The organism is Marinobacter sp. V34, from assembly GCF_055524115.1.
The window spans coordinates 172,074-198,433 of sequence record NZ_JBUPZY010000007.1 but is presented as its reverse complement, the minus strand read 5'-3'; the positions used below and the strand labels follow the sequence as shown (position 1 = coordinate 198,433).

The window sequence follows — 26,360 nt, the reverse complement described above, 5'->3', positions numbered from 1 at the left end:
GCCCGGCAAACGCCGGGCTTTCCTGTCTCTGACTGGAGAAAAAGGCGCCTGGAAATAAAAGAATGGGTTGTCTTGCTTTTCTTGACCCTGTAAAACAATGCACCTATACACTTGTGGCGGCTATAGACTGTTTTCTAGCCGACTGATTTTACAGCGAGTTTACGGTTTGCTGATTTTTTAACCGATTATCGCCAAGGACACAGATCTCCGATATGGGTAAAAGCCTCGTTATTGTCGAGTCGCCAGCGAAAGCGAAGACCATCAACAAATACCTGGGGTCCGACTTCATTGTGAAGTCCAGCGTCGGGCACATTCGCGACCTTCCGGTCAGCGGTAGCGGCTCAACGTCAGATCCGAAAGAGCGTGCCAGGCAGGCAGCGTTGACCCGCAAGATGAGCCCGGAAGAAAAGGTGGTTCACAAGAAGCGGAAGTCCAGGGAGCAACTGGTTGCCCGTATGGGGGTCGACCCTGACCAGGACTGGAGCGCCCGATACGAGATACTGCCCGGCAAGGAAAAGGTTGTCAGCGAACTCAAGCGCCTGGCCAAATCCGCTGACCACATCTATCTCGCAACGGATTTGGACCGTGAAGGGGAGGCTATTGCCTGGCACCTTCAGCAGACCATTGGTGGTGAGCCGGACAAGTATCGGCGGGTGGTGTTTAACGAAATTACCAAACGCGCCATTCAGGAAGCGTTCAAGGACCCGGGAAACCTAGACAATAACCGTGTGAATGCTCAGCAGGCCCGTCGATTCCTCGATCGGGTGGTCGGTTACATGGTGTCGCCGTTGTTGTGGGCGAAGATTGCTCGAGGTTTGTCCGCAGGCCGGGTTCAGTCGGTCGCCGTACGTCTGATTGTGGAACGGGAACGTGAGATCCGTAAGTTCGTTCCCGAAGAATTCTGGCAGTTACATGCTGATCTGGCTTCTAAGCAGGCCGAGCAACCGGTCCGTTTTGAGGTGACCCGGTACGACGATAAAGCCTACCGTCCGGTCAGTGAAAAACAGAGCACGGATCATGTTGAGCGCCTCAAATATGGCACCTTCAAGGTTGCCAAGCGAGAGGACAAGCCGACACGATCACGTCCCTCTGCCCCCTTTATTACCTCCACGCTGCAGCAGGCTGCCAGCAACCGAATGGGGTTCAGCGTCAAGAAAACCATGATGTTGGCCCAACGCCTCTATGAGGCCGGCTTTATTACCTACATGCGTACAGACTCCTCCAACCTGAGCCAGGATGCGGTGGCGGGTTGCCGTGAGTTCGTCAACAAACAGTTTGGCGAGCGGTTTCTGCCGGAGAAGCCCAGGGTTTACGGCAGCAAGGAGGGGGCCCAGGAGGCGCACGAGGCCATCCGCCCGACAGATGTGAGCCGTAGGCCGGCCGATATAAGTGGCCTGGAGAAAGACGCTGAGAAGCTCTACGACCTGATCTGGCGCCAGTTCATCGCCTGCCAGATGGCCGACGCTGAATTCCTGAGCACGTCCATTGTCGTTGCCAACGGCGATTACGAGCTCCGCACGCGGGGCCGAATCATCAAATTTGAGGGTTTCCTCAAGGTGGCGCCCCAGTCGGCCAAGAAAGACGAAGACATAGCGCTTCCGGACATCAAGGTTGACGAAACTCTGGCGCTGAAAAAGCTCGACCCAAGTCAGCACTTCACCAAGCCGTCGCCGCGCTATACCGAGGCGAGCCTGGTCAAGGAGCTGGAGAAGCAGGGTATCGGACGACCGTCCACCTACGCGTCGATTATTTCCACCATCCAGGATCGTGGCTACGTTCGATTGCAAAACCGCCGCTTTTACGCTGAAAAAATGGGCGAGATTGTCACCGAGCGGTTGTCAGAGTCCTTTCCGAACCTGATGGATTTTGACTTCACCGCCAAAATGGAAGGTGAGTTGGATGACATCGCCGGTGGCGAAGTGGACTGGAAAAAGGTTCTCAATGACTTCTACGGTCGTTTTCGCCAGCAACTGGAAACCGCCGAGAGCGGCGACGACGGAAGCATGCGGGCAAATACTCCGACTGAGACCGACATTCCGTGCCCGACGTGCAGTCGCCCGATGCAGATACGTGTGGCCAGTACTGGCGTTTTCCTGGGATGTTCGGGTTATTCCCTGCCGCCTAAGGAGCGTTGCAAAACGACCATCAACCTGGTTTCCGGTGACGAAGTCGTTAGCGCGGACGAAGATGTTGACGGTGAAGGTGAAACCCGTCTTCTGCGCAAGAAGCGGCGTTGCTCGAAATGCGGAACCGCCATGGACAGCTACCTGGTGGATGAAGGCCGAAAACTTCATGTATGCGGTAACAACCCCGATTGTTCCGGCTATGAAGTGGAGAAGGGTACGTTCCGTATCAAGGGCTATGAAGGCCCAACCCTTGAGTGCGACAAGTGCGGCTCTGAAATGCAGCTCAAAACAGGGCGTTTCGGTAAATATTTCGGCTGCACCAACACCGAATGCAAGAACACCCGCAAGCTGCTGAAAAGTGGTGAGCCAGCGCCGCCCAAAATGGATCCGGTGCCGATGCCTGAGCTGCAGTGCCAGAAGGTTGAAGACACCTATGTGCTTCGTGATGGCGCTTCCGGGTTGTTCCTCGCTGCCAGCAAGTTTCCCAAGAATCGGGAGACGCGTCCGCCGCTGGTTATGGAGATTACGCCCCACCGGAAGGAAGTGGACCCGAAGTACGATTACCTGATGGATGCACCGGAACGCGACCCCGAGGGGAATCCGACGGTTATCCGTTACAGTCGCAAGAGCAAGGAGCAGTATGTGATGTCGGAAAAGGACGGCAAAGCGACAGGCTGGTCTGCGTGGTTTGTGAACGGTAAGTGGCAGCCAAAAGAGAAGTGACTATCGAGTGACTGGCGGGATGGGCTCGGCACCCATTCCTGCCAGTCACTCGAAGAACCTCAGGGTTTCTTGCGTAGCCGTTGTATTAGCGAAGAGGTGTCCCAGCGGCTTCCTCCCATATCCTGAACATCCCCATAGAACTGGTCTACCAGCGCGGCGACAGGGATTCTCGAGCCATTCTTTCGCGCTTCTTCAAGACAGATTGCCAAGTCCTTGCGCATCCAGTCGACAGCGAAGCCGTGTTCGAACTTTCCGTCAATCATGGTGCCGGAGCGGTTCTCCATCTGCCACGACTGGGCGGCGCCCTTTGATATAACGTCGACGACCTTCCGGACATCCAGCTCTGCCTGTTCGGCAAAGTGAAGCGCTTCCGAGAGGCCCTGAACCAGTCCGGCGATGGCGATCTGGTTGACCATCTTCGTCTTCTGGCCGCTGCCGATCGGTCCCATGTGGTTCAGCGCTTTGGCATAATGCTCCATCAGTGGTTTCGCTTGCGAAAAAGGACCGGTCTCCCCGCCACACATAATGGTAAGCTGGCCGTTTTCCGCACCTTGCTGACCACCTGATACCGGAGCGTCAATAAACTCAAGGTTGCGCGCCCTGGCAAGCTGACCCAGTTGTTCCGCGATGCCGGCAGAGGCTGTTGTGTGGTCGATCAACACTGCGCCGGGCTTGGCGTTGGCAATGATGCCCTCCGGACCTTCATAGACTTTTTCCAGATCGATATCGGCACCCACGCAGGTAAACACGAAGTCTGCCTCACCAACGGCGGACGCTATAGAGTCGCAGGCCTTGCCTTTATACTGGCTTGCCCAACTCTCTGCTTTGTCGTGGGTGCGGTTCCATACCTGGACTGCAAGGCCAGCGTTTGCCAGATGGCCTGCCATTGGGTAGCCCATTACGCCAAGACCGATAAAAGCGGCAGTTACGTTCATCACTGTTTCTCCGGACGTGGTTGTTGTTTGCGTGAAGAAAGCACCAATCATTGCAGAATGTGAGGGCACAAAAAAGCCGCTGATGCAGCGGCCTTTTCGATTTCGGCTATCCGGAAGCTATTTCTTGGGGTATTCCCTTGCCTCGGAGCCTGTATACAGCTGGCGCGGCCGGCCAATGCGGTAATCGCCGCTGACCATTTCGTTCCAGTGTGAGAACCAGCCAATAGTGCGCGATAGAGCGAATATGACGGTAAACATGGACGTCGGAATGCCGATGGCCTTGAGGATCAGGCCAGAGTAGAAGTCTACGTTCGGGTATAGCTTGCGCTGAACGAAATATTCGTCTTCAAGGGCAATCTTCTCTAGGCGCTGGGCAATCTTGAGGAGAGGGTCATTCTCCAGGCCGAGTTCAGTCAGTACTTCGTGTGCGGTTTCCGCCATCACTTTGGCGCGCGGATCGAAGTTTTTGTATACCCGGTGACCGAAGCCCATCAGGCGGAACGGGTCATCCTTGTCTTTTGCCTTGGCGATGAATTTCTCGATATTGGACTCGTCGCCGATTTCAGCGAGCATGTCCAGAACGGCTTCGTTTGCGCCACCGTGAGCGGGCCCCCACAGTGCAGCGATGCCGGAGGCGATACACGCGTAGGGGTTGGCGCCAGTAGAGCCGGCCAGGCGTACGGTTGAGGTGGACGCGTTCTGTTCGTGATCGGCATGAAGGATGAAAATCTTGTCCATCGCCTTAGCCAGTATCGGATTCGGTTTGTATTCCTCGCAGGGAACACCAAACATCATCTGCAGGAAGTTCTCAGAGTAGGTCAGGTCGTTGCGGGGATACATGAACGGCTGGCCGATGCTGTACTTGTAACACCAGGCCGCAATGGTCGGCATTTTGGCAATCAGGCGGTGAGCGGTGATTTCCCGCTGCTCGACGTTGGTGACGTCCATCTGATCATGATAGAAGGCAGACAGTGCGCCAACGACACCGCACATGATGGCCATCGGATGCGCATCACGGCGGAACCCCTGGAAGAAGTTGCGCATCTGGTCGTGCAACATCGTGTGGTTTTTGATGGTGTCGTGGAAGCGCTTGTTTTCTTCCGCTGTCGGCAGCTCGCCGTTTAGCAGGAGGTAGCAGACTTCGAGGTAGTCCGAGTTTTCCGCCAGTTCCTCGATTGGGTAGCCGCGGTGCAGGAGAACGCCCTTGGCTCCGTCAATGTAGGTGATCTGGGATTCGCAGGCTGCGGTGGATACAAATCCAGGGTCGTACGTAAAGACGCCTTCCTGGACAAGGCTTCTCACGTCAATGACGTCAGGGCCGACGGTGCCTGAGTAAACTGGTAGCTCAATGGACTTGTCACCCACCGAAAGCGTGGCTTTCCTGTCGGTCATGGTGCTCTCCTATTTATCAGCATTTGGAAGCGCTAGAAGGCGCGTATTATCGCAAAACTGGCGGCAAAATATAGGGCGTTGGCTTTTTTTGTCAATGGAAGAGGCAATAAAACCCATTATTTGACAGTCCTTGTAAATCAGGGAAATCCGGAATACGGCTGCTTTCGAGGTTGAATTAAATTTGTCAATCCTCTTTATAGCGAGTCCCAGAGCCTGATTTTACGGGGTCTGGCAGAGTTGCGCGTTTGTAATTGAAAAGGGTACTCCTTATAATCCGTAGCCCGGAATCGGGGATATAACAGGCCGCAGCGTCGGATATTAAAAGAGCGCATGCCGGTTTTTCTCCCTCCTGAGACACATCGTGTGCCGGATTCGTCCAGCATACCGATCCTTACATACCAACCATCCGCATCCGGTCTTTCCGGCCCCGCGGAACCAAGAGAGAGTGTGAGAGCGCTGTGAATAGCAAACGACCAGTAAATCTCGATCTCGGCAAGTTTCATTTTCCGCTGCCAGCCATCACGTCCATACTGCATCGCGTCAGTGGCATCATCATTTTTGTGGGTGTTGCTTTCATGCTATATGGGCTTCAGCTTTCCCTTTCCGGGGAAGAAGGCTTCAGTCAGGTTAGTGGCTTGCTGGACAGCTTCCTTGCGAAGCTGATTACCTGGGGCATTCTGTCTGCCTTGCTGTACCACCTGGTTGCGGGTATCAAGCACCTGCTGATGGATATGGGCATCGGCGAAGAGCTGGAAAGTGGCCGGCTCGCGGCGAAAGCCACAGTCGTGATCTCCGTTATTCTCATCCTTCTGGCAGGAGTCTGGGTATGGTGAACAGCGTAACGAATCTCGGGCGCAGCGGTGTTTTCGACTGGATGGTCCAGCGTGTTACCGCTTACGTACTTGCTCTGTATACAGTTTTTCTTTTTGGGTTCATCCTGACCACTGACGTTAACTACGACAGCTGGTCGGCGCTTTTCGACCAGACCTGGTTCCGTATCTTTACCCTGCTTGCACTCATCTCAATCGGCGCGCACGCCTGGGTGGGGCTCTGGACAGTGACAACGGATTATATCAAGGCGACCCTGCCGCGCTTCCTGGTACAGGCACTGTGCGGTCTGGCCATGTTCGTGTATTTGGTCTGGGGCATTCAGATTCTTTGGGGGCTTTAATTAATGGCTAATATCAAGACCATGTCTTATGACGCGATTGTTATCGGTGGCGGTGGTGCCGGTATGCGTGCCGCCCTTCAGTTGACAGAATCCGGCGTCAATACCGCATGTATCACCAAGGTATTTCCTACCCGTTCCCACACCGTATCTGCACAGGGCGGTATTACCTGCGCGATCGCCAGTGCCGACCCCGATGATGACTGGCGCTGGCACATGTATGACACCGTCAAGGGGTCCGACTACATCGGTGACCAGGATGCGATCGAGTATATGTGTTCGGTTGGGCCGCAGGCTGTGTTCGAGCTAGAGCACATGGGGCTGCCGTTCTCTCGTACCGAGCAGGGTCGTATCTACCAGCGTCCGTTTGGTGGCCAGTCGAAAGGGCCGGATAATCCCGCTCAGGCGGCACGTACCTGTGCCGCTGCTGACCGTACCGGGCACGCACTCCTGCACACGCTCTATCAGGCGAACCTCAAGGGCGGAACCACTTTCCTGAACGAGTGGTACGCCGTTGATTTGGTCAAGAACAGTCAAAACGAAGTGGTCGGTGTTGTTGCCATCGAAATCGAGACCGGTGAAGTCGCTTACATCAAGTCCAAGGCGACGGTTCTGGCGACTGGCGGTGCAGGGCGCATCTACTCCTCAACCACCAACGCACTGATCAACACCGGTGACGGTATTGGCATGGCGCTTCGTGCCGGTTTCCCAATGCAGGACATGGAAATGTGGCAGTTCCACCCCACAGGCATCCATGGCGCCGGAACTCTGGTGACAGAAGGTTGTCGGGGTGAGGGCGGTTACCTGATCAATGCCGAGGGTGAGCGTTTCATGGAGCGTTACGCTCCGAACGCCAAAGATCTGGCTGGTCGTGACGTGGTTGCCCGCTCCATGGTGATTGAGATCCTGGAGGGTCGCGGCTGCGGTCCAGACAAGGATCACGTGCTGTTGAAGCTGGATCACCTTGGCGAAGAAACGCTGAACCTGCGTTTGCCGGGTATTTGTGAGCTTTCACGTACCTTTGCGCATGTGGACCCGGTTAAAGAACCTGTTCCGGTTGTGCCGACCTGTCACTACATGATGGGCGGGATTCCCACCAACGTAGGTGGTCAGGCCCTGACTCAGGATGAAAACGGCAACGACACGCCTATTCCCGGGTTGTTTGCCTGCGGTGAAGCAGCTTGTGTGTCCGTTCATGGTGCCAACCGTCTTGGCGGTAACTCCCTGCTGGATCTGGTCGTCTTCGGCCGTGCTGCTGGCTTGCACATTGAAGAGCAGCTTCGTGGCGGCTTTGAAGTGGATGGCGCCAGTGACGAAGATATCAAGAACGCTATGGCACGCCTTGACCGCCTGAATAGCGCCTCGGAAGGCGAGAGCGTTGCCGATGTCCGCAAGGATCTGCAGAACTGCATGCAGCTTTACTTCGGTGTGTTCCGTGACGGCAAGAGCATGGAAGAAGGTCTTGAAAAGCTGGAGGCTATTGGTAAGCGCGTGCGCAATACCAAGCTCGCGGACACCAGCAATGCGTTTAACACCGCACGTATCGAAGCCCTTGAGCTGGATAATCTTTACGAGGTTGCCCTTGCAACGGCTGTTTCAGCCTACGAGCGGAAGGAAAGCCGCGGTGCTCATGCCCGTAATGACTTTGCCGAGCGAGATGATGAAAACTGGCTGAAGCATTCGCTGTACTTCCCGCTGGACAAGCGTGTTGGAAAGCGTGATGTAAACTTCGCTCCGAAAACGGTGGATACATTCCAGCCGAAGATCCGGACTTACTAAGGGGGACTGAGCAATGTTAGTAAGCCTGTACCGTTACAACCCGGAAACCGACAACGCACCCTACATGCAGGACGTTGAACTGGATATCCCGGAAGGAAAGGACCTGATGGTTCTGGATGTTCTGAACCTGGTCAAGGAGCAAGACCCCTCAATGGCCTATCGCCGTTCCTGTCGGGAAGGTGTGTGTGGGTCGGATGGCATGAACATGAATGGCAAGAACGGCCTTGCCTGTATCACGCCGCTGTCGGAAGTTCTAAAGAACAACAAGCTGGTTGTTCGTCCGCTGCCGGGCCTGCCTGTGATTCGTGATCTGGTAGTGGATATGAGTCTGTTCTACAAGCAGTACGAGCAGGTCATGCCGTATCTGGTCAACGACAATCCGGCACCTGCCATTGAGCGTTACCAGTCACCGGAAGACCGGGAAAAGCTGGACGGCCTGTACGAGTGTATTCTCTGTGCCTGCTGTTCCACGGCTTGCCCCTCCTTCTGGTGGAATCCGGACAAGTTCGTTGGCCCGGCTGGATTGCTGCAAGCCTACCGGTTCCTGGCAGATAGCCGGGATACCGCGCAGGAGGAGCGTCTTGCCAATCTGGATGATCCGTTCAGCGTATTCCGCTGTCGGGGCATCATGAACTGTGTCAGCGTTTGTCCAAAAGGCCTCAACCCAACACGGGCGATCGGCCACATTCGGAACCTTCTGCTCCAGCGGGCTACGTAAGCAGAATCTGAAACAAACGCTATACTGTGCTGACAAGGCTCGCACCCGGAAGGGCCCGCAACGATGCGGGCCCTTCAACCAAAGGCTTATAGTCAAAAGTCTTAGCAGGGTGCACACTACGCAGGCCGTGACGGGAGCTTAAAAGGCTCCTAACGGTTTGCTGAGTATAATAACCACCGGGGAACGGAAAACATCCTTGTTGGATGTGGTGGCCACAGTCGATCCCGTAAAAACCCGTATTGACTCAGATATACCCCTGGCCGACCATAGCCAGCTCCCCGCACCAGCCCAAGGTGAGCTATTCAAAATGCACGAAAGCATAATGGAGCAGTTGTGGCAGACTTCCCACCTACAAGGGGGGAATCTCGCCTATGTTGAACAGCTTTTCGAAACCTACCTGACAGACCCCAATGCCGTTCCCGAAGAATGGCGCAGCTATTTCGATAAACTTCCCAGCGTGGATGGCTATAAAGGCCGCGATATAGACCATTCGTCCATCCGCCAGCAATTTGAGCACATCTCCCGCAACCAGCGTTTTCTTGCCAGTAACGGCGTACCTGCCAGTGCTACGGTTGATGCGGACAAAAAACAGATCCGTGTTCTCCAGTTGATCAACGCTTTCCGTTTTCGTGGCCATCAGGAAGCGAAGCTGGACCCGCTCGGAGTCTGGAATCGCCCACAGGTTGAAGACCTCGATCCTTCATTTCATGAACTCTCGGAAGCGGATAACGATCTCGAATTTCAGACCGGTTCACTGAACCTTGGCTCGGAGACGATGAAGCTCCGGGACATCGTGGAAGGCCTGCGCCAGACTTATTGTGAGAGCATTGGTGCCGAATACATGCACGTTGTGGACACCCGCATCAAGCGCTGGTTCCAGCAACGTATGGAGCCGGTTCGTTCTCGTCCCAATTACGAAGCCGCCACCCGCAAGCATTTGCTGGAGCGACTGACCGCAGCCGAGGGCCTGGAAAAGTATTTGGGTTCCCGCTACCCGGGCGTCAAACGGTTTGGTCTTGAAGGCGCCGAGAGCCTGATCCCCTGCCTTGATGAGCTCATTCAGAGAGCTGGTAGTTATGGCGCCAAGGAAATTGTACTGGGTATGGCACACCGTGGGCGCCTGAATGTTCTGGTGAATACCCTGGGCAAGAACCCGAAAGAACTGTTTGATGAGTTCGAGGGCAAGAAGCTCGCGGATTCCGGTTCTGGTGACGTCAAATACCACCAGGGTTTTTCTTCCAACGTGATGACCGAAGGTGGCGAAATTCACCTTGCACTGGCGTTCAACCCGTCGCACCTGGAGATCGTGTCTCCGGTGGTTGAGGGCTCTGTCCGTGCCCGCCAGACCCGTCGCAATGACCCTAATGGTACTCAGTGCGTACCCATCATCATGCACGGTGACGCAGCGTTTGCCGGGCAGGGTGTGGTCATGGAAACCTTCCAGATGTCCCAGACCCGGGGCTATGGGGTTGGCGGTACCATTCACATCGTCATTAACAACCAGGTTGGTTTCACTACCAGCAAACAGGAAGACGCCCGCTCCACAGAATACTGCACTGACGTGGCCAAGATGATCCAGGCCCCGATCCTGCACGTGAATGCGGACGATCCCGAGGCGGTCATGTTCGTGACCCAGATGGCCATGGATTACCGCCATGAGTTCAAGAACGACGTAGTGATTGACCTTGTGTGCTATCGCCGCCGTGGCCACAACGAAGCGGATGAGCCGGCGGCAACACAACCGGTGATGTACGAAAAGATTCGCAAGCTGACAACCACCCGCAACCTCTATGCGGAAAAGCTGGTTGCGGACGGCGTAATCGGTGAGGAAGAGGCCAAGCAGATCGAACTGGATTACCGGGACGAGCTGGATAAGGGTGACCACGTGGTCAAGTCCCTGGTCAAGGAGCCCAACAAGGATCTGTATGTCGACTGGACGCCGTATCTGGGTCATGAGTGGACGGCAAAGTGCAAATCCAGTGTTGCCCTCAAGACTATCCAGAAGCTGGGCAAGAAACTGACTCACGTACCGGAAGGCTTTAGTGTCCAGCGCCAGGTGTCCAAGATTGTCAGCGATCGGGAGAAAATGACCGCCGGCGCGCTACCGATTAACTGGGGCTACGGTGAAGTGATGGCCTACGCCACGCTGATAAACGAAGGGCATCCCATCCGGATTACCGGCCAGGACGTTGGTCGGGGCACCTTCTCTCACCGTCACGCGGTGCTGCACAACCAGAAGGACGGCGCCCACCATATTGCCCTGGAGCACATTGCCGAGAACCAGCCGAAGTTTGAAATCTACGACTCACTGCTCTCAGAAGAGGCAGTGATGGCATTCGAGTATGGTTATTCCACCACGGCACCTAATGGCCTTGTGGTCTGGGAAGCCCAGTTTGGTGATTTCGCCAACGGCGCTCAAGTGGTGATTGACCAGTTCCTGACCAGCGGTGAACACAAGTGGGGGCGCCTATGTGGCCTTACTCTGCTTTTGCCACACGGCTACGAAGGCCAGGGCCCGGAACACAGTTCTGCACGGCTGGAGCGTTTCCTGCAGTTGTCCGCGGAGCACAACATCCAGGTCTGCGTGCCGACCACGCCATCCCAGGTGTTCCATATGCTGCGTCGTCAGGTCAAGCGTCCGCTGCGTAAACCGTTGGTTGCGATTACGCCAAAAAGCCTGTTGCGGCACAAGGAAGCTACCTCGGATCTGGACGATCTGACATCGGGTACTTTCAAGACGGTTCTGCCCGAGAAAGAACCCTCAGATCCGAAGAAAGTGACCCGTCTGATTCTGTGCAGCGGCAAGGTTTATTTTGACCTGTTGGAGCGCAAAAAAGCGGACGAGCGGAACGATGTTGCGATTGTTCGTATTGAACAGCTGTATCCGTTCCCGGGAGATGATCTGGACGAACTCCTGAGCCAGCACAGCAAGCTCAAGCACGTGGTCTGGTGCCAGGAAGAGCCCATGAACCAGGGGGCCTGGTACTGTAGCCAGCATCACATGCGTAATGCGCTGTATCGCCATAATCCCAAGCTGTATCTTCAGTATGCCGGTCGGGACGCCTCCGCTGCGCCGGCCTGTGGCCATATGTCGGTTCACATTGAAGAGCAGAAAAAACTGGTTAACGACGCGTTTGAAATCTGACGAGCTACCGAACTAAGGATCCGAGATGTCAACTGAAATAAAAGCCCCCGTATTCCCAGAGTCGGTCGCAGAAGGAACAGTCGCGACCTGGCACAAGCAGCCTGGCGAAGCCTGTTCACGTGACGAACTGATTGTCGACATTGAAACCGACAAAGTCGTACTCGAGGTGGTAGCTCCGGCGGATGGTGTTATCGAGGAAGTACTCAAGGGCGAAGGCGACACCGTGGAAAGCGGTGAAGTTGTAGGTAAGTTCAAGGAAGGCGCGGCTGGTGAATCCAAGCCTGCAGCCAAGGACGACAGCAAAAAAGAGGAAAGTAAGCCGGAAGCGGCTTCGGAAACGTCCTCTGAAACACCTGCCAAGTCCTCTGGTGAAGCCATTCTCAGCCCGGCGGCCCGTAAGCTGGCGGAGGAGAAAGGCATCGATCCGGGTGCCGTGAAAGGGACCGGGAAAGACGGCCGTGTTACCAAGGAAGATGTTCAGAATCATGGAGATACTGGAAAGTCTTCAGGATCTTCTGAAGCTCCGACTTCAAAGCCAGCTGGCGATATGCCCCAGGTCGATGTTGGTTCCGGTGAGCGCCCTGAGAAACGCGTTCCCATGACGCGTCTGCGTGCCAGCATCGCCAAGCGACTGGTCAACGCCCAGCAGACCGCTGCCATGCTCACTACGTTCAACGAAGTGAACATGGGGCCGGTGATGGAGCTGCGCAAACAATACAAGGAAAGCTTTGAGAAGCGTCATGGAGTCAAGCTCGGTTTCATGTCGTTCTTCACCAAAGCCGCTACTGAAGCCTTGAAGCGTTTCCCGGCGGTCAACGCCTCCATCGATGGTAACGACATGGTTTACCATGGTTACCAGGATATCGGGATTGCGGTATCAAGCGACCGTGGCCTGGTTGTGCCTGTAGTTCGTGACACTGACGCGCTCGGTCTGGCCGGCATTGAGAAGAAGATCGTCGAGTACGGAACCAAGGCCAAAGACGGCAAGCTCGGTATCGAGGATATGACCGGTGGCACCTTTACCATCACCAACGGTGGTATCTTCGGTTCACTGATATCCACGCCGATCCTCAACCCGCCACAGACGGCCATCCTGGGCATGCACAAGATCCAGGAGCGTCCGATGGCGGTGAACGGCAAGGTCGAGATTCAGCCGATGATGTATCTGGCGCTTTCCTACGACCACCGCATGATCGATGGCAAGGAAGCAGTGCAGTTCCTGGTGGCTATCAAGGAAATGCTTGAAGACCCGGCGCGTATTCTGCTGGACGTCTGAGCTGACACTTAACGAATTGGATAACGGGATAAAACATGTCTGACAAGTACGACGTAATCGTCATTGGCGCTGGCCCGGGCGGCTATGTTGCCGCCATCAAAGCGGCTCAGCTGGGCCTGAAAACCGCGTGCATCGAGTCCTGGACCGACAAAGAAGGCAAAAACCGGCTTGGCGGTACCTGCCTGAATGTGGGCTGTATTCCTTCCAAGGCGTTGCTGGAGATTTCCCACAAGTATGAGGAAGCCAGCCACGATTTTGCCGAGCAGGGCATTATCGCCAAGGAAGTCGGCTTCGACATCGCCAAAATGATGAAGCGCAAGGAAGGCATCGTAGACCAGCTAACCGGTGGTATCGGTGGCCTGTTCAAGTCCAACGGCGTTACACCGATCTATGGCCACGGGAAGCTTTTGGCCAACCGCAATGTGGAAGTCACTGATAAGGACGGCAAGACCAAAACCTACGAGGCGGAGAACGTCATTATCGCGACTGGTTCCAAGCCGATCCAGATCCCGCCCGCACCTTTTGACGGCAAGTACATTGTTGATTCTGAGGGTGCGCTGGAATTCACTGAGGTTCCCAAGCGTGTTGGTGTTATCGGTGCCGGCGTCATTGGTCTGGAGCTCGGCAGTGTCTGGGCCCGCCTGGGTGCAGAGGTGACGGTACTTGAAGCTGTTGATACCTTCTTGCCAGTTGTTGACCAGCAGGTTGCCAAGGATGCGCTGAAACAGTTCCAGAAACAGGGCCTTAACATTGTGCTGGGCGCACGTATGACCGGTGCGGAAGTCAAGCGTAAACTGGTTAACGTGACCTATGAGGATTCGAAGGGAAAGCAGGAAGCCAAGTTCGACAAGTTGATTGTTGCCGTTGGCCGTCGCCCGTATACCGATAACCTGCTGTCTGAAGACTCCGGTGTACAGATGGACGAACGCGGTTTCATCTTCGTGGATGACAACTGTAAAACCGAAGCGCCCGGTGTCTGGGCAGTTGGTGACGTGGTCCGTGGTCCGATGCTGGCCCACAAGGCATCCGAAGAAGGCGTTATGGTTGCCGAGCGCATTGCCGGGCACAAGCCTCAGGTCAACTATGATTGCATCCCGAATGTGATCTACACCTCTCCGGAGATTGCCTGGGTGGGTAAGACCGAGCAGGAGATGAAAGCCGAAGGTGAAGAGTGCAATGTGGGTACTTTCCCGTTTGCCGCCAATGGTCGCGCCATGGCTGCGAATGCGGCTTCCGGCATGGTCAAGATCATCGCCGACGCGAAAACCGACCGAATTGTCGGCTTCCATGTGGTGGGTCCCCAGGCCTCTGAAATCGTAGCTCAGGGCGTGATCGCCATGGAGTTCGGTTCCAGTGCCGAAGATCTCGCCCTGACCTGCTTTGCACACCCGACTCTGTCCGAGTCCGTGCATGAAGCAGCTTTGGGCGTTGCGGGCGGAGCGATTCATATCGCCAACCGTCGCAAAAAGAAGTAACGCGAGCCAGGAAACCGGGGCGCCAATGACGGCGCCCCGCTGCTATTAAAACGGCTGGTTTTCGGTCGCGTTAAGGATGCGCTGAGGTGATCCCCGGCGCATCGAACCGAATTCGCACAGAGCGAGTTCAATTTCCGTATGTGGTTATCCTCCATCAGAAAGCGGGACATTAACTATGAATTTGCATGAATATCAGGGCAAACAGCTTTTCGCTGAATATGGCCTGCCAGTATCCAAGGGCATTGCCTGCGATACCCCCAAAGACGCAGTCGCTGCTGCTGACGAAATCGGCGGCGATGCCTGGGTTGTTAAGGCCCAGGTTCACGCTGGCGGCCGCGGTAAAGCTGGCGGTGTAAAGCTGGTCAAGAGCAAGGACGAGATCCGCGCCTTCGCTGAAAACTGGCTTGGCAAGAACCTCGTGACCTACCAGACCGACGAGAATGGCCAGCCGGTGAGCAAGATTCTTGTTGAGTCCCTTACCGATATTGACCAGGAACTCTACCTGGGTGCGGTTGTTGATCGTGGTACCCGCCGTATCGTGTTCATGGCCTCCACCGAAGGCGGTGTTGAGATCGAACAGGTTGCCGAAGAAACGCCGGAGAAGATCCTGAAAGCCGAAGTTGATCCGCTGGTTGGCGCACAGCCATACCAAGGCCGGGAGCTCGCTTTCAAATTGGGCCTCGAAGGCAAGCAGATCGGTCAGTTCACCAAGATCTTCATGGGTCTGGCGAAGCTGTTTGAAGACCGGGACCTGGCGCTGCTGGAAATCAACCCGCTGGTGATCACGCCGGCCGGTGACCTGCACTGTCTGGACGCAAAGATTGGCGTAGACGGCAACGCACTGTATCGCCAGAAGACAATCCATGAGATGCACGATCCCTCCCAGGAAGATTCCCGGGAAGCGGAAGCTGCCAAGTGGGAACTCAACTACGTGGCGCTGGACGGCAACATCGGCTGCATGGTTAACGGCGCTGGGTTGGCCATGGGTACCATGGACATCATCAAGCTGTCCGGCGGCCAGCCTGCGAACTTCCTGGACGTTGGCGGCGGTGCTACCAAAGAACGTGTTTCCGAAGCGTTCAAAATCATCCTGTCTGACGACAACGTGAAAGCGGTACTGGTCAACATCTTCGGCGGCATTGTTCGCTGTGACATGATTGCCGAGGGCATCATCGGCGCCGTAAAAGATGTCGGCGTCAAGGTTCCTGTGGTTGTGCGTCTGGAAGGTAACAACGCCGAGAAGGGCACTAAAGTACTCGCTGACAGTGGCCTGAACATCATTGCCGCCACCAGTCTGTCGAATGCGGCAGAGCAAGTCGTTAAAGCCGCGGGGGGTAAATAATGAGCATCCTGATTAGCAAAGACACCAAGGTTATCTGCCAGGGCTTTACCGGCGCACAGGGCACGTTCCATTCTGAACAAGCCATTGAGTACGGTACAAAAATGGTTGGTGGCGTAAGCCCCGGTAAGGGCGGCACTGAACACTTGGGTCTGCCGGTGTTCAACACCGTGCGTGAAGCGGTCGAGAAGACGGGCGCCGAAGCTACTGTTATCTACGTTCCTGCGCCGTTCTGTAAAGACGCCATTGTTGAAGCGGCTGACGCTGGTATCCAGCTGATCGTCTGCATCACCGAAGGCATCCCGACCATCGACATGCTCTACGCAAAAGAGTACGTAGATCGCAAGGGTGTTCGCATGATCGGGCCGAACTGCCCGGGTGTGATCACGCCAGGTGAGAGCAAGATCGGTATCATGCCGGGCCACATCCACAAGCCGGGCAAGGTGGGCATCGTGTCCCGCTCAGGTACCCTGACGTATGAAGCGGTCAAGCAAACCACCGACTTCGGTTATGGTCAGTCCACCTGTGTCGGCATCGGTGGTGACCCGATTCCGGGCTCCAACTTCATCGATATCCTGCAGTTGCTGCAGGACGATCCGCAGACAGAAGCCATCGTGATGATCGGCGAAATCGGCGGAACCGCTGAGGAAGAAGCCGCTGCGTTCATCAAGGAAAACGTCAGCAAGCCGGTGGTGTCCTACATCGCAGGTGTAACGGCGCCTCCTGGCAAGCGTATGGGCCACGCCGGTGCGATCATCTCCGGTGGTAAGGGCACGGCGGATGAAAAATTCGCCGCTCTGAACGACGCGGGTGTCAAAACCGTGCGTAGCCTGGCCGAAATCGGCAAGGCACTGAAGGAAGTGACTGGCTGGTAAAATACCGCCGGTGAATGAAAGCCCCCGGGTCTGCCTTGCGGACTGCCGGGGGCTTTTTGTTTTCTGGCGCCAGCGAAGGTTTTTCAATGCCTTCTTAACGCGGGCCACACATAAGACTATAATGCCCGGTCAGCCTGCAATATGATGGCTGTTCCCTATAAATAAAAGGAGTTCATGCTTTGAGTTCTGTCGATTCCCAGCAACGGATTTTGTCCGGCATGCGTCCCACCGGCAAGTTGCACCTCGGCCATTATCATGGTGTTCTGAAGAACTGGGTCAAACTCCAGCATGAATTCGAATGCTTCTTCTTCGTTGCCGACTGGCACGCGCTGACCACCAACTATGATGACCCCAGCGGCATTGAGGACAGCGTCTGGGATATGGTGATCGACTGGCTCGCGGCAGGTGTCAATCCCGGGTCCTCAACGATGTTTATCCAGTCCAAGGTACCGGAACACGCAGAACTGCATCTGCTGTTGTCGATGATTACCCCTCTGGGCTGGCTTGAGCGTGTACCTACGTATAAAGACCAGCAGGAAAAACTCCGGGAAAAGGACCTGGCCACCTATGGCTTTCTGGGCTATCCGTTGCTGCAAAGCGCGGATATTCTCATGTATCGCGCAGGGCGGGTTCCCGTAGGCGCGGATCAGGTATCCCATGTCGAGATCACCCGGGAGGTTGCCCGCCGCTTCAATCATATCTACGGCCGCGAGCCTGGTTTTGAAGAGCAGGCAGAGGGTGCCATCGTCAAGATGGGTAAGAAAAATGCCAAGCTCTACCGCACGTTGAAAAAACGGTACCAGGAAGAGGGTGATATGGAAGCCCTGGAAACGGCGAGGGCTTTGCTCAAAGAGCAACAGAACATCTCCCTGGGCGACCGTGAGCGGCTGTACGGCTATATCGAAGGTGGCGGCAAGGTGATTTTGCCTGAACCTCAGCCGCTACTGACGCCAGACTCGAAAATGCCTGGCCTGGACGGCCAGAAAATGTCCAAATCGTATAACAATTATATCGGTTTGCGGGAAGACCCTGACAGTGTTGCCCAGAAAGTCCGCACCATGCAGACAGATCCTCAGCGGGTTCGCAGGACCGATCCGGGCGAGCCGGAGAAGTGTCCAGTTTGGGGGCTTCATCAGGTTTATTCCGATGCGGATACCCAGGAATGGGTGCAAACCGGCTGCCGCTCGGCGGGTATTGGCTGCCTGGAATGCAAGAAACCGCTGATCGACTCGATTATCGAAGAGCAGCGCCCCTTGCATGAACGTGCTCGCGAATATGAAGGCAATCCGGATCTGGTTCACGCCATTATTGAAGAAGGCTGCGAGCATGCCAGGGATGCGGCGAGGGACACCCTTGAGGAAGTTCGGACAGCCATGGGCCTGAACTACCGTTGAGCCCCGGTGCTGACGACTCTGGAGAGACCATGACAGAGGAAACCACAGGCAGTACGACGGCGGATGAGGGGGCTGAGGCGCCTGGGGTGCCCGATGAGCAGTCTCCGCTTGCTCGTGTCTCTGGTAAGCCGGTGGTTGACCTGCCTCGTGACTTATATATACCCCCCGACGCACTGGCGGTATTCCTCGAGGCCTTTGAGGGGCCGTTGGATCTGTTGCTGTATCTGATCCGACGTCAAAACATGGACATTCTCGACATCGATGTCAGTGAGATTACCAAGCAGTACATGGACTACATTGGCGCCGTTGAAGCCATGCGGTTCGAGCTGGCGGCAGAGTATCTGGTTATGGCGGCGACCCTGGCGGAGATAAAATCCAGGATGCTGCTGCCGAGACAGGAATCCGAGGACGAAGAGGACATCGATCCTCGAGCAGAGCTGATACGCAGGCTGCAGCAGTACGAGCGCTTCAAACAGGCTGCCGAAGATATTGACGATCTGCCACGGCTTGAGCGGGACAACTTTGTTGCCTCTGCGGCGCTGCCCCGAATGCCTTCCAGTCAACCCCATCCAGATGTGGACCTGCGGGAGATACTATTCGCCCTGCAGGGCGTGCTAAAGCGCGCAGACCTGTTTACCAGCCACCATGTGGAAAGGGAGCGTTTATCCACTCGTGAGCGTATGTCCGCAATATTGTCGGCACTTAGGGATGACCAGTTCGTGACGTTCGAAAGTCTGTTCACTCCGGAGGAGGGGCGACTGGGGGTTGTGGTGAGTTTCCTGGCGACCCTGGAACTGGTCAAGGAGCAATTGATCGAAGTGGTCCAGGCTGAGGTACTGGGCCCGATCCATGTCAGGGCGAGAGCGGTATGAACGAGGAAAATCTCCGGAAAATACAGGCCATAACCGAAGCTGCGTTACTGTCAGCCGGAAAACCCTTATCGGTTGACCAACTACGTGATCTTTTCGAAGAAGGTGAACGCCCGGCCCGCCAGGTCATGGAGCATGTACTGGTCTTGTTGGAACAGTCCTGCCAAGGGCGGGGGTTCGAGTTGAAGAAAATTGCCAGTGGTTACAGGTTGCAGGTGCGGGAAGAATTTGCACCGTGGGTGGGGCGCCTGTTTGAGGAGAAGCCTCAGAGGTACTCCCGCGCACTGTTGGAGACGTTGGCACTGGTTGCCTATCGACAGCCCATCACCCGTAGTGAAATTGAGGACATTCGGGGGGTTACCGTCAGCAGCAATATTGTTCGTACGCTGCTTGAGCGGGAATGGGTGAGGGTAGTTGGACATCGAGACGTGCCCGGTAGGCCCGCCATGTATGCCACAACCCGACAGTTTCTGGACTATTTCAATCTGGAAGGTCTGGATCAGATGCCGCCCCTGTCCGAAATCCGGGACCTGGAAGAAATTGGTCGGGAAATCGAAAAAAACATGCAGGCCGAGATCGAGTTCGAATCTCCGGCCCGGAATACTGGTGACGATGGGGATAACTCCGATCCCGACAAAGCGCCAGAACAAACACTTCACTGATGCCATCGGCGTCAGCCACTCGTTAAGGATAGATCCATGGCGGCCAATCGCCCCAAGAAACCCGAAAAACGGCAGCCGGAGGAAACCACCGTTTCCGGCCCTGAGCGCATACAGAAGCTACTGGCGCGCGCTGGTGTGGGATCGCGTCGGGAAGTCGAATCCTGGATCGAGGCCGGTCGCCTGAGCATCAATGGGAAACCTGTTGAACTGGGGCAGAAAGCCACGGTCGATGATCGCATTGAGCTGGATGGCAAGCGCCTCGATATAGCGGCCGGTGCCGAGGTGGTCAGGCGGGTGCTCATCTACAACAAACCGGAGGGTGAGGTCACCACACGCCGCGACCCGGAAGGGCGACCGACGGTATTTGATAGCCTTCCCCGGCTTCGTGATCACCGTTGGATTGCCATCGGGCGACTGGATATCAATACCACCGGCCTGGTGCTGTTTACCACCGACGGGGAGCTTGCCAACCGTTTGATGCACCCATCACGTCAGATTGATCGCGAATACGCGGTCAGGGTTTTTGGCGAAGTGGATGAAGCAATGATCAAAAGACTGTCTGAGGGGGTGCTGCTCGACGACGGTATGGCGAAGTTTTCGGACATCAGTGAGGCTGGGGGCAAGGGGATCAACCAATGGTTCCATGTGACGCTTCTGGAAGGCCGTAACCGTGAAGTGCGTAGGCTTTGGGAATCTCAGGGTGTGAGAGTCAGCCGCTTGAAGCGTGTACGCTACGGGCCAATTTTCCTGCCAAGCCGCCTGACGGTTGGTAAGTGGGAAGAGCTGGATCAGAAGGCCGTGGATTCGCTGAGCAAAGCCGTTGATTTGAAACCTGTGGAAATTCCGGCCAAAACGCCGTCTGAGCAAAAGACCCTTGATCGTAAGCGTCGTAAGCAGGCCGGGGCGGGGCCGCGTAAATCCGGTGGCGCGCGATGGCAGGTTGATAGTGCCGGCCCTTCGGCAGGCCGGAAATCTTCAGGCAAGCCACCGGCCAGGTCTGGAAAGCGCTGATCAGCTACTGATAGCGGCGAATACCCGTGTGCAATTACGGCCATGGGCTTTCGCCCGGTACAGCGCCTCGTCGGCGCGAGCAAGCCACTGGTCGGCAGTCTCATCGGCCAGCCTCATGGCCACGCCGCAGCTGGCTGTGACCGTGACATTGGTATCGCCGCAGTCCACTACAATGGTATTGATGAATTCGCGAATACGGTCACCAACCTCGCGGGCGTTCGCCTCGTCGGTATGAGCCAGCAGGATGGCGAACTCTTCCCCACCAAAGCGGTACACGCTGTCGGAATTCCTGACGGCCTTTTCGAGTTCGGCGGCCGCCAATTTCAGCATGTGATCCCCCACCACATGGCCGTGTTGGTCATTCACCTGCTTGAAATGATCCAGATCGCACAGAATCAGTGAATACTGCTCTCCATGCCTGTCGCCAAGACAGCTGGCACGGGACAGTGCCTCGTCCATAGCACGCTTGTTGGGAACACCGGTCAGGCAATCCGTCAGAGACGCCTGTTCGATGGTAAAAAACTGGCAGGCATTGCGAACGGGGCAGATGGCGGCCGCAAGCATCAACTCTATGCCTTCGAGCTCCTGTTCCGTGAACTTCTGTCGACGGCTGAGAGAAAGCGTGCCATAGAAGCTACCTTCGAGGTTGAGCCGATAATCACAGCGATGGGGGCCGCCCTTACCGGCCACATAGACAAAGTCCCTTGATGCTATGGTATGCCGATAGGTCAGGCAGTCGTAAGGAACCACGCTGGCGATCTCTTCGGCCAGAATCGCCAGTTGTGTTTCCAGACTGAGTGTCGTGGACAGTCTCCGGGTCAGCCTTGTTAGCACATCCGGGGATTCATTCCAGTCGCGGTGCGCCTGTCTCAGGGCTGCGAGTTTCTGAGGTTGTGGTCCGGACTTATTGATTGACGGAATCTGTTTCACTCAAAGCTGCCTGTTAAGGTATTTTCTTTTATAAAGCATATTTGGGGCCAACAAGAAATTAACTAGTAATAACAGTTGCATATAACATTCATGTTCTGGGTTATTCAAGGATTTTGGCCACCTTGGAAACGGGCACGTCAAATTTCCGGCATACGTTTGCCGGCATGACCGGATCGTTAAAATGTCCGACAAGGGGATTGGGCTTACGGGTGCCTGTGGTAAACTTCGGCGCTTATTCTTTGCTGCCAGTAGCGAGTGAGCGACCAACTTTATGAGGTTTCAGGCCCCCGAAAGTCTTTCCGAACAAATAGCCCAGCACCTGGGGCAGCGCATTGTGACCGGCGACCTGAGGCCGGGCGAGCGAATCCAGGAACTTAAGGTTGCCGGTGAACTGAATGTCAGTCGTGGATCCGTTCGCGAGGCACTGTTGATTCTCCAGCGCCGCCATCTGGCGGATATTTTTCCTCGCCGTGGCGCCGTGGTTTCCCGTTTGACGCCGGAACTGGTCAATAGCCTCTACGATATCTACATTGATTTGCTGTGCATGCTCGGGCGTAAGGTGCTTGAACGCTGGTCCGGCAGCGAACTGTCTGGCGTTATGGGCCAGGTGCGGGAGCTTCAGGCCGTCATTGATGCGCTTAATTCCTCCGGCGGAGATGCTGCCGAGCAGGTGATTGATGCCGGTTTCGGAGTAATGCGTTACGCCTATGGGCTGGTGGAAAACCCGTTCCTTGAGGAAACCCTGGAGAATTTTCGACCTGCGATCAGCAGAACCTATTTCGTCGCCCTGGAGAACTTCCGCGACGAACTGGCGGAAACCGGGCGTTTTTTCCGGCAGCTTGCGGATGCTGCTGTGCGTGATGACTCTGCCGGCCTTGAAATCGCTATCTGCGAATTTGGCGAACACCAGCGTGAACAGGTACTGAGCATTCTCAGGGAAGAGGTGAGCGCCTGATATGCGCCTGAAGTCCATCAAATTATCCGGTTTCAAATCCTTCGTTGACCCGACCACGGTACCGTTTCCGTCAAACATGACAGCGGTTGTGGGCCCCAATGGCTGTGGCAAATCGAATATCATCGATGCGGTGCGCTGGGTGATGGGGGAAAGCTCGGCCAAGTATCTGCGTGGCGAGTCCATGTCGGACGTTATCTTTAATGGCTCCAGTGCGCGCAAACCGGTCGGCCAGGCCTCCATAGAACTGGTGTTCGATAACAGCGACGGCTCAGCGCCCGGCGAGTTCGTGCGTTTCAACGAAATTTCGGTACGCCGCCGTGTGTCCCGCGAGGGGCAGTCGGAATACTTCCTGAACGGCTCTAAATGCCGGCGGCGTGACATTACCGACCTTTTCCTCGGGACCGGACTGGGCCCTCGTAGCTACGCCATTATCGAGCAGGGGATGATTTCGCGGCTGATCGAAGCCAAGCCGGAAGAATTGCGAGTGTATATCGAGGAAGCGGCGGGTATCTCCAAATACAAAGAGCGCCGCAAGGAAACCGAAAGCCGCATCCGTCGGACCCAGGAGAACCTGGAGCGCCTGACGGATCTCCGGGATGAGCTCGGCAGGCAATTGCAACACCTGGAGCGTCAGGCTCAGTCGGCAGAGAAGTACAAGGCCTACAAACAGGAAGAGCGACAGAAGAAAGCCGAGCTGACCGTGCTGCGCTGGCAGTCACTGGATACCGATCTTCAGGCCTGGCGCACCCGCATCCGGGATACCGAACTCGAGCTTGAGAAGCAGCTTTCTGAACGTGTCAGCCTGGAAACGGCACTGGAATCCCTGCGAGACGGTCATCAGGAGCGTAACGAGCATTTCAATCGGGCCCAGGCACGTTACTACGAAGCCGGCGCTGACATTGCTCGCATTGAGCAGAGCCTTGAGCACCAACGTGACCGCAGTCGCCAGACCGCCGCGGAACTGGACCAGGCCATGGCCAATCAGCGCGAACTGGCTCGGGAACTGGAACAGGATGAGGAGAAACTGGCGGGTATTCAGGAAGAGCTGGATATGCTCGAGCCGGAGCAGGAGGCGCTGGCACTGAAATCCGAAGAATCCGGAGAAAAGCTCCAAAGCGCCGAAGATGCCATGAGCGAGTGGCAGCATAATTGGGAGGACTTCAGTTCGCGTTCGGCGGATGCGCGTCGACAGGCTGAACTGGCCCAGTCGAGTATCCGTTCCCAGGAAAATGCCATCGAACAACTCCGCACCCGTCAACAACGACTTCGAGAAGAGCGGGAGTTGCTTGAGGGGCAGGTTGATCGGGCGGAGCTGGACGATCTACTGGAGCAGCAGGAAACCCTGGAACTGCAGAGGGAAGAAGCCTCGGAGCGGATCAACGTTGTCCAGGACGAACTTCAGGAGGCGCGCCATCATCAGCGGGATGCAGAGCAGGCTGCCACGGAGGCACGCCAGCAGGTCCAGAGTCTGAGGGCATCGCTTGAATCCCAGCAGGCCCTTTTGGACGAGCAGATGGGCGGCCAGGACGATACCCTACAGTCGTGGCTCGACGAACGCAGCCTTAGCGCCAGTCCACGACTGGCCACACAACTTCGTATAGACGACGGTTGGGAATTTGCGGTGGAGCAAGTGATTGGGCGTTTCAGCCAGGGGTTGAGTGTGCCCGGGCTGGGAGGAATGCACCCCAACATGAGTGATGCTCCCCGGGGGTTGGCCTTGGTGAATAGCGATTCCAATGCCAATAATCCATCAGAGGGGCTCGCCAGCAAAGTATCCGGCGCTGGAGGTATGGCATCCCTATTGGCCCTTGTCGATACCGCGCAGTCCATGGATGAAGCGTTAGAGCGGCAGAAAGGTTTGGCACCGGGCCGGAGTGTTATTACCCCCGAAGGTGCCTGGCTGTCAGCTGACTGGGTATTGATGCCCGATTCCGACGCGGCCCAAATTGGTGTGATTGAACGCCAGAAAAAAGTCACCGCGCTGGCGGGGGAACTGGAGCAGGCGGAAGCTTCGCTGGAAGCCGCCACTGATAATCTTGACCGATTGCTGGAACAATCAGAACGGGCGGAATCTACCAGGGACGATGCCCAGAGCCGGCTGGCGGATGCTGATCGGGAACTCGCCACTCTGTCGTCCAGGATCAGTGGCCTGAAAGCGCGTGCGGAACAGATTGATGCGAGGCTTCAACGCATCCGTGACGATCTTGCGGACGTGTCGATGAATCTTGAGGAACAGCAGGGACAACTGCTGGAAACCCGGGAGGAATGGCAGCAGGCCCTGGCATCGACGGAAGACAGTGATGAAGAGAAAGAGCGCCTGCTTGAACGTCGGGATGTGTTGCGTGAAAGCCTTGACAGGCTTCGCCAGGAGGCGCGGCACGACCGCGACCATGCCCATCAGTTACAGCTCCAGCTTCAGTCCCTGAACAGCCAGCGTGATGGCTTGCGCCAGACCATCGACCGAATGCAGCTACAGAAAGAGCGCCTGGACGAGCGCCTCGACATTCTCCGTGAAAGCCGCGAAAACGCCGAGGAGCCCATCGATGACTTACAAATGCAGTTGGAAGGCCTTTTGGACAGGCGTTTGGCTGAAGAGGAAAAACTGGGTGCTGCCCGCGATGCGCTTGAAGAAATTGATCAGGAGGTACGTGATCGAGAGCAAAGTCGCAGCCGCATAGAGCATACCATTCAGGACGTCCGTGCTAGCCTAGAGAAGTTGAAAATGGAATCCCAGGCGCTGGAGATTCGCGCTGGCAATCATTTGGAGCAGCTCGAGGAACTGGATGTCCGCCTGCAGGAGGTGCTGTCTACCCTGCCTGATGATGCCAGCGAGAAAGCCTGGGCCGAAGACCTGGAAAAAATTGGTTCCCGGATTCAGCGCCTGGGTGCGATCAACCTTGCGGCCATCGAGGAGTATCAGGTCCAGAGCGAACGCAAAACCTATCTGGACAGCCAGAATGAAGACCTGATGGAAGCGCTGGAAACCCTGGACAACGCCATACGCAAGATCGATCGTGAAACCCGTCAGCGCTTCAAGGAAACGTTCGATCAGGTCAACGGCGGGCTCCAGGCGTTGTTCCCGAAAGTATTCGGAGGTGGCAATGCCTACCTTGAGCTGACTGGCGAAGACCTGCTGGAAACGGGCGTTACCATCATGGCGCGGCCGCCGGGCAAGAAAAACAGCACGATTCACTTGCTCTCCGGTGGGGAGAAGGCACTGACGGCCATCGCACTGGTGTTCTCAATCTTCCAGCTCAATCCGGCCCCGTTCTGTATGCTGGACGAGGTGGATGCTCCGTTGGACGATGCCAACGTGGGTCGGTACGCCAACATGGTCAAGGAAATGTCAAAACAGGTACAGTTCATCTACATTACCCACAACAAGATTGCCATGGAGATGGCCGACCAACTGATGGGGGTCACGATGCATGAGCCGGGATGCTCTCGACTGGTATCAGTCGACGTGGAGGAGGCAGCCGCGTTGGCTGACGCATAATGCCATGTCGCTGGCGGAAAGGCGGTCAAGGTTCGAGCAAAAATGACAAAACGGCCATCTGGCCTGTGTTTGCGTTGTATTCATTACAGGCT

General features: G+C 56.0%; 19 protein-coding genes. 16 read left to right on the top strand and 3 right to left on the bottom strand.

Annotation, left to right across the window (positions count from 1 at the left end; all coding sequences use genetic code 11):
* Positions 1 to 212: 212 nt before the first annotated feature.
* Entirely contained in the window at positions 213 to 2,849 is a 2,637-nt protein-coding gene (topA, locus tag AC0B60_RS13305) for a type I DNA topoisomerase (RefSeq protein WP_465086301.1), read from the top strand.
* A 59-nt stretch (positions 2,850 to 2,908) separates the two neighbouring features.
* Here topA and AC0B60_RS13300 read toward each other — a convergent pair whose 3' ends face one another.
* On the bottom strand, positions 2,909 to 3,835 hold the full coding sequence (locus tag AC0B60_RS13300; protein ID WP_465086369.1) for an NAD(P)-dependent oxidoreductase: 927 nt from the start codon (positions 3,833 to 3,835) through the stop codon (positions 2,909 to 2,911).
* A gap of 66 nt (positions 3,836 to 3,901) precedes the next feature.
* A complete protein-coding gene (gltA, locus tag AC0B60_RS13295; protein WP_465086300.1) occupies positions 3,902 to 5,176 on the bottom strand; it encodes a citrate synthase in 1,275 nt (424 codons plus the stop codon).
* Between the two features lie 458 nt (positions 5,177 to 5,634).
* Here gltA and sdhC point away from each other — a divergent pair, with 458 nt between their 5' ends.
* The 13 genes from sdhC (at position 5,635) to rluB (ending at position 20,887) form a co-directional block, all read left to right on the top strand.
* The gene (gene sdhC, locus AC0B60_RS13290; protein WP_465086299.1) at positions 5,635 to 6,009 is read left to right on the top strand and encodes a succinate dehydrogenase, cytochrome b556 subunit; all 375 of its coding nucleotides are present in this window, start codon (positions 5,635 to 5,637) and stop codon (positions 6,007 to 6,009) included.
* Positions 6,003 to 6,347 carry a succinate dehydrogenase, hydrophobic membrane anchor protein gene (gene sdhD / locus AC0B60_RS13285; protein ID WP_465086298.1) on the top strand — a complete coding sequence of 115 codons (345 nt, stop codon included), beginning with the start codon at positions 6,003 to 6,005 and terminating at the stop codon, positions 6,345 to 6,347. Before sdhC ends, sdhD begins: the two co-directional genes overlap by 7 nt.
* Positions 6,348 to 6,350: 3 nt before the next feature.
* Entirely contained in the window at positions 6,351 to 8,123 is a 1,773-nt protein-coding gene (gene sdhA / locus AC0B60_RS13280) for a succinate dehydrogenase flavoprotein subunit (protein WP_465086297.1), read from the top strand.
* 13 nt (positions 8,124 to 8,136) lie between these two features.
* On the top strand, positions 8,137 to 8,841 hold the full coding sequence (locus AC0B60_RS13275; RefSeq protein ID WP_465086296.1) for a succinate dehydrogenase iron-sulfur subunit: 705 nt from the start codon (positions 8,137 to 8,139) through the stop codon (positions 8,839 to 8,841).
* Positions 8,842 to 9,148: 307 nt separating this feature from the next.
* The gene (locus tag AC0B60_RS13270; RefSeq protein ID WP_465086295.1) at positions 9,149 to 11,986 is read left to right on the top strand and encodes a 2-oxoglutarate dehydrogenase E1 component; all 2,838 of its coding nucleotides are present in this window, start codon (positions 9,149 to 9,151) and stop codon (positions 11,984 to 11,986) included.
* Positions 11,987 to 12,011: 25 nt separating this feature from the next.
* Positions 12,012 to 13,262, top strand: coding sequence for a 2-oxoglutarate dehydrogenase complex dihydrolipoyllysine-residue succinyltransferase (gene odhB / locus AC0B60_RS13265; RefSeq protein WP_465086294.1), 1,251 nt, complete (start codon positions 12,012 to 12,014; stop codon positions 13,260 to 13,262).
* A gap of 35 nt (positions 13,263 to 13,297) precedes the next feature.
* The gene (gene lpdA, locus AC0B60_RS13260; protein ID WP_465086293.1) at positions 13,298 to 14,737 is read left to right on the top strand and encodes a dihydrolipoyl dehydrogenase; all 1,440 of its coding nucleotides are present in this window, start codon (positions 13,298 to 13,300) and stop codon (positions 14,735 to 14,737) included.
* Between the two features lie 175 nt (positions 14,738 to 14,912).
* Entirely contained in the window at positions 14,913 to 16,079 is a 1,167-nt protein-coding gene (sucC, locus tag AC0B60_RS13255; protein WP_465086292.1) for an ADP-forming succinate--CoA ligase subunit beta, read from the top strand.
* Positions 16,079 to 16,951: a succinate--CoA ligase subunit alpha gene (sucD, locus tag AC0B60_RS13250; RefSeq protein ID WP_300498378.1), complete on the top strand. Its 873-nt coding sequence runs from the start codon at positions 16,079 to 16,081 to the stop codon at positions 16,949 to 16,951. Before sucC ends, sucD begins: the two co-directional genes overlap by 1 nt.
* Before the next feature lie 179 nt (positions 16,952 to 17,130).
* A complete protein-coding gene (locus AC0B60_RS13245; protein WP_465086291.1) occupies positions 17,131 to 18,345 on the top strand; it encodes a tryptophan--tRNA ligase in 1,215 nt (404 codons plus the stop codon).
* 29 nt (positions 18,346 to 18,374) lie between these two features.
* On the top strand, positions 18,375 to 19,217 hold the full coding sequence (locus AC0B60_RS13240) for a segregation and condensation protein A (RefSeq protein WP_465086290.1): 843 nt from the start codon (positions 18,375 to 18,377) through the stop codon (positions 19,215 to 19,217).
* Positions 19,214 to 19,876, top strand: coding sequence for an SMC-Scp complex subunit ScpB (gene scpB, locus AC0B60_RS13235; RefSeq protein WP_465086289.1), 663 nt, complete (start codon positions 19,214 to 19,216; stop codon positions 19,874 to 19,876). The genes AC0B60_RS13240 and scpB overlap by 4 nt, the downstream gene beginning before the upstream one ends.
* A gap of 36 nt (positions 19,877 to 19,912) precedes the next feature.
* Positions 19,913 to 20,887 (top strand): 23S rRNA pseudouridine(2605) synthase RluB, encoded by a 975-nt coding sequence (rluB, locus tag AC0B60_RS13230; protein WP_465086288.1) that lies wholly within the window; start codon positions 19,913 to 19,915, stop codon positions 20,885 to 20,887.
* On the opposite strand, the gene AC0B60_RS13225 is transcribed toward rluB, so the two are convergent.
* Positions 20,888 to 21,817, bottom strand: coding sequence for a GGDEF domain-containing protein (locus AC0B60_RS13225; protein ID WP_465086287.1), 930 nt, complete (start codon positions 21,815 to 21,817; stop codon positions 20,888 to 20,890). It lies immediately after the preceding gene.
* Between the two features lie 271 nt (positions 21,818 to 22,088).
* On the opposite strand from AC0B60_RS13225, the gene AC0B60_RS13220 reads away from it, so the two are divergent.
* Together AC0B60_RS13220 and smc are read left to right on the top strand one after the other, a co-directional pair.
* A complete protein-coding gene (locus tag AC0B60_RS13220; protein WP_465086286.1) occupies positions 22,089 to 22,772 on the top strand; it encodes a GntR family transcriptional regulator in 684 nt (227 codons plus the stop codon).
* Position 22,773: 1 nt separating this feature from the next.
* Entirely contained in the window at positions 22,774 to 26,268 is a 3,495-nt protein-coding gene (gene smc, locus AC0B60_RS13215; RefSeq protein WP_465086285.1) for a chromosome segregation protein SMC, read from the top strand.
* Positions 26,269 to 26,360: the final 92 nt, after the last annotated feature.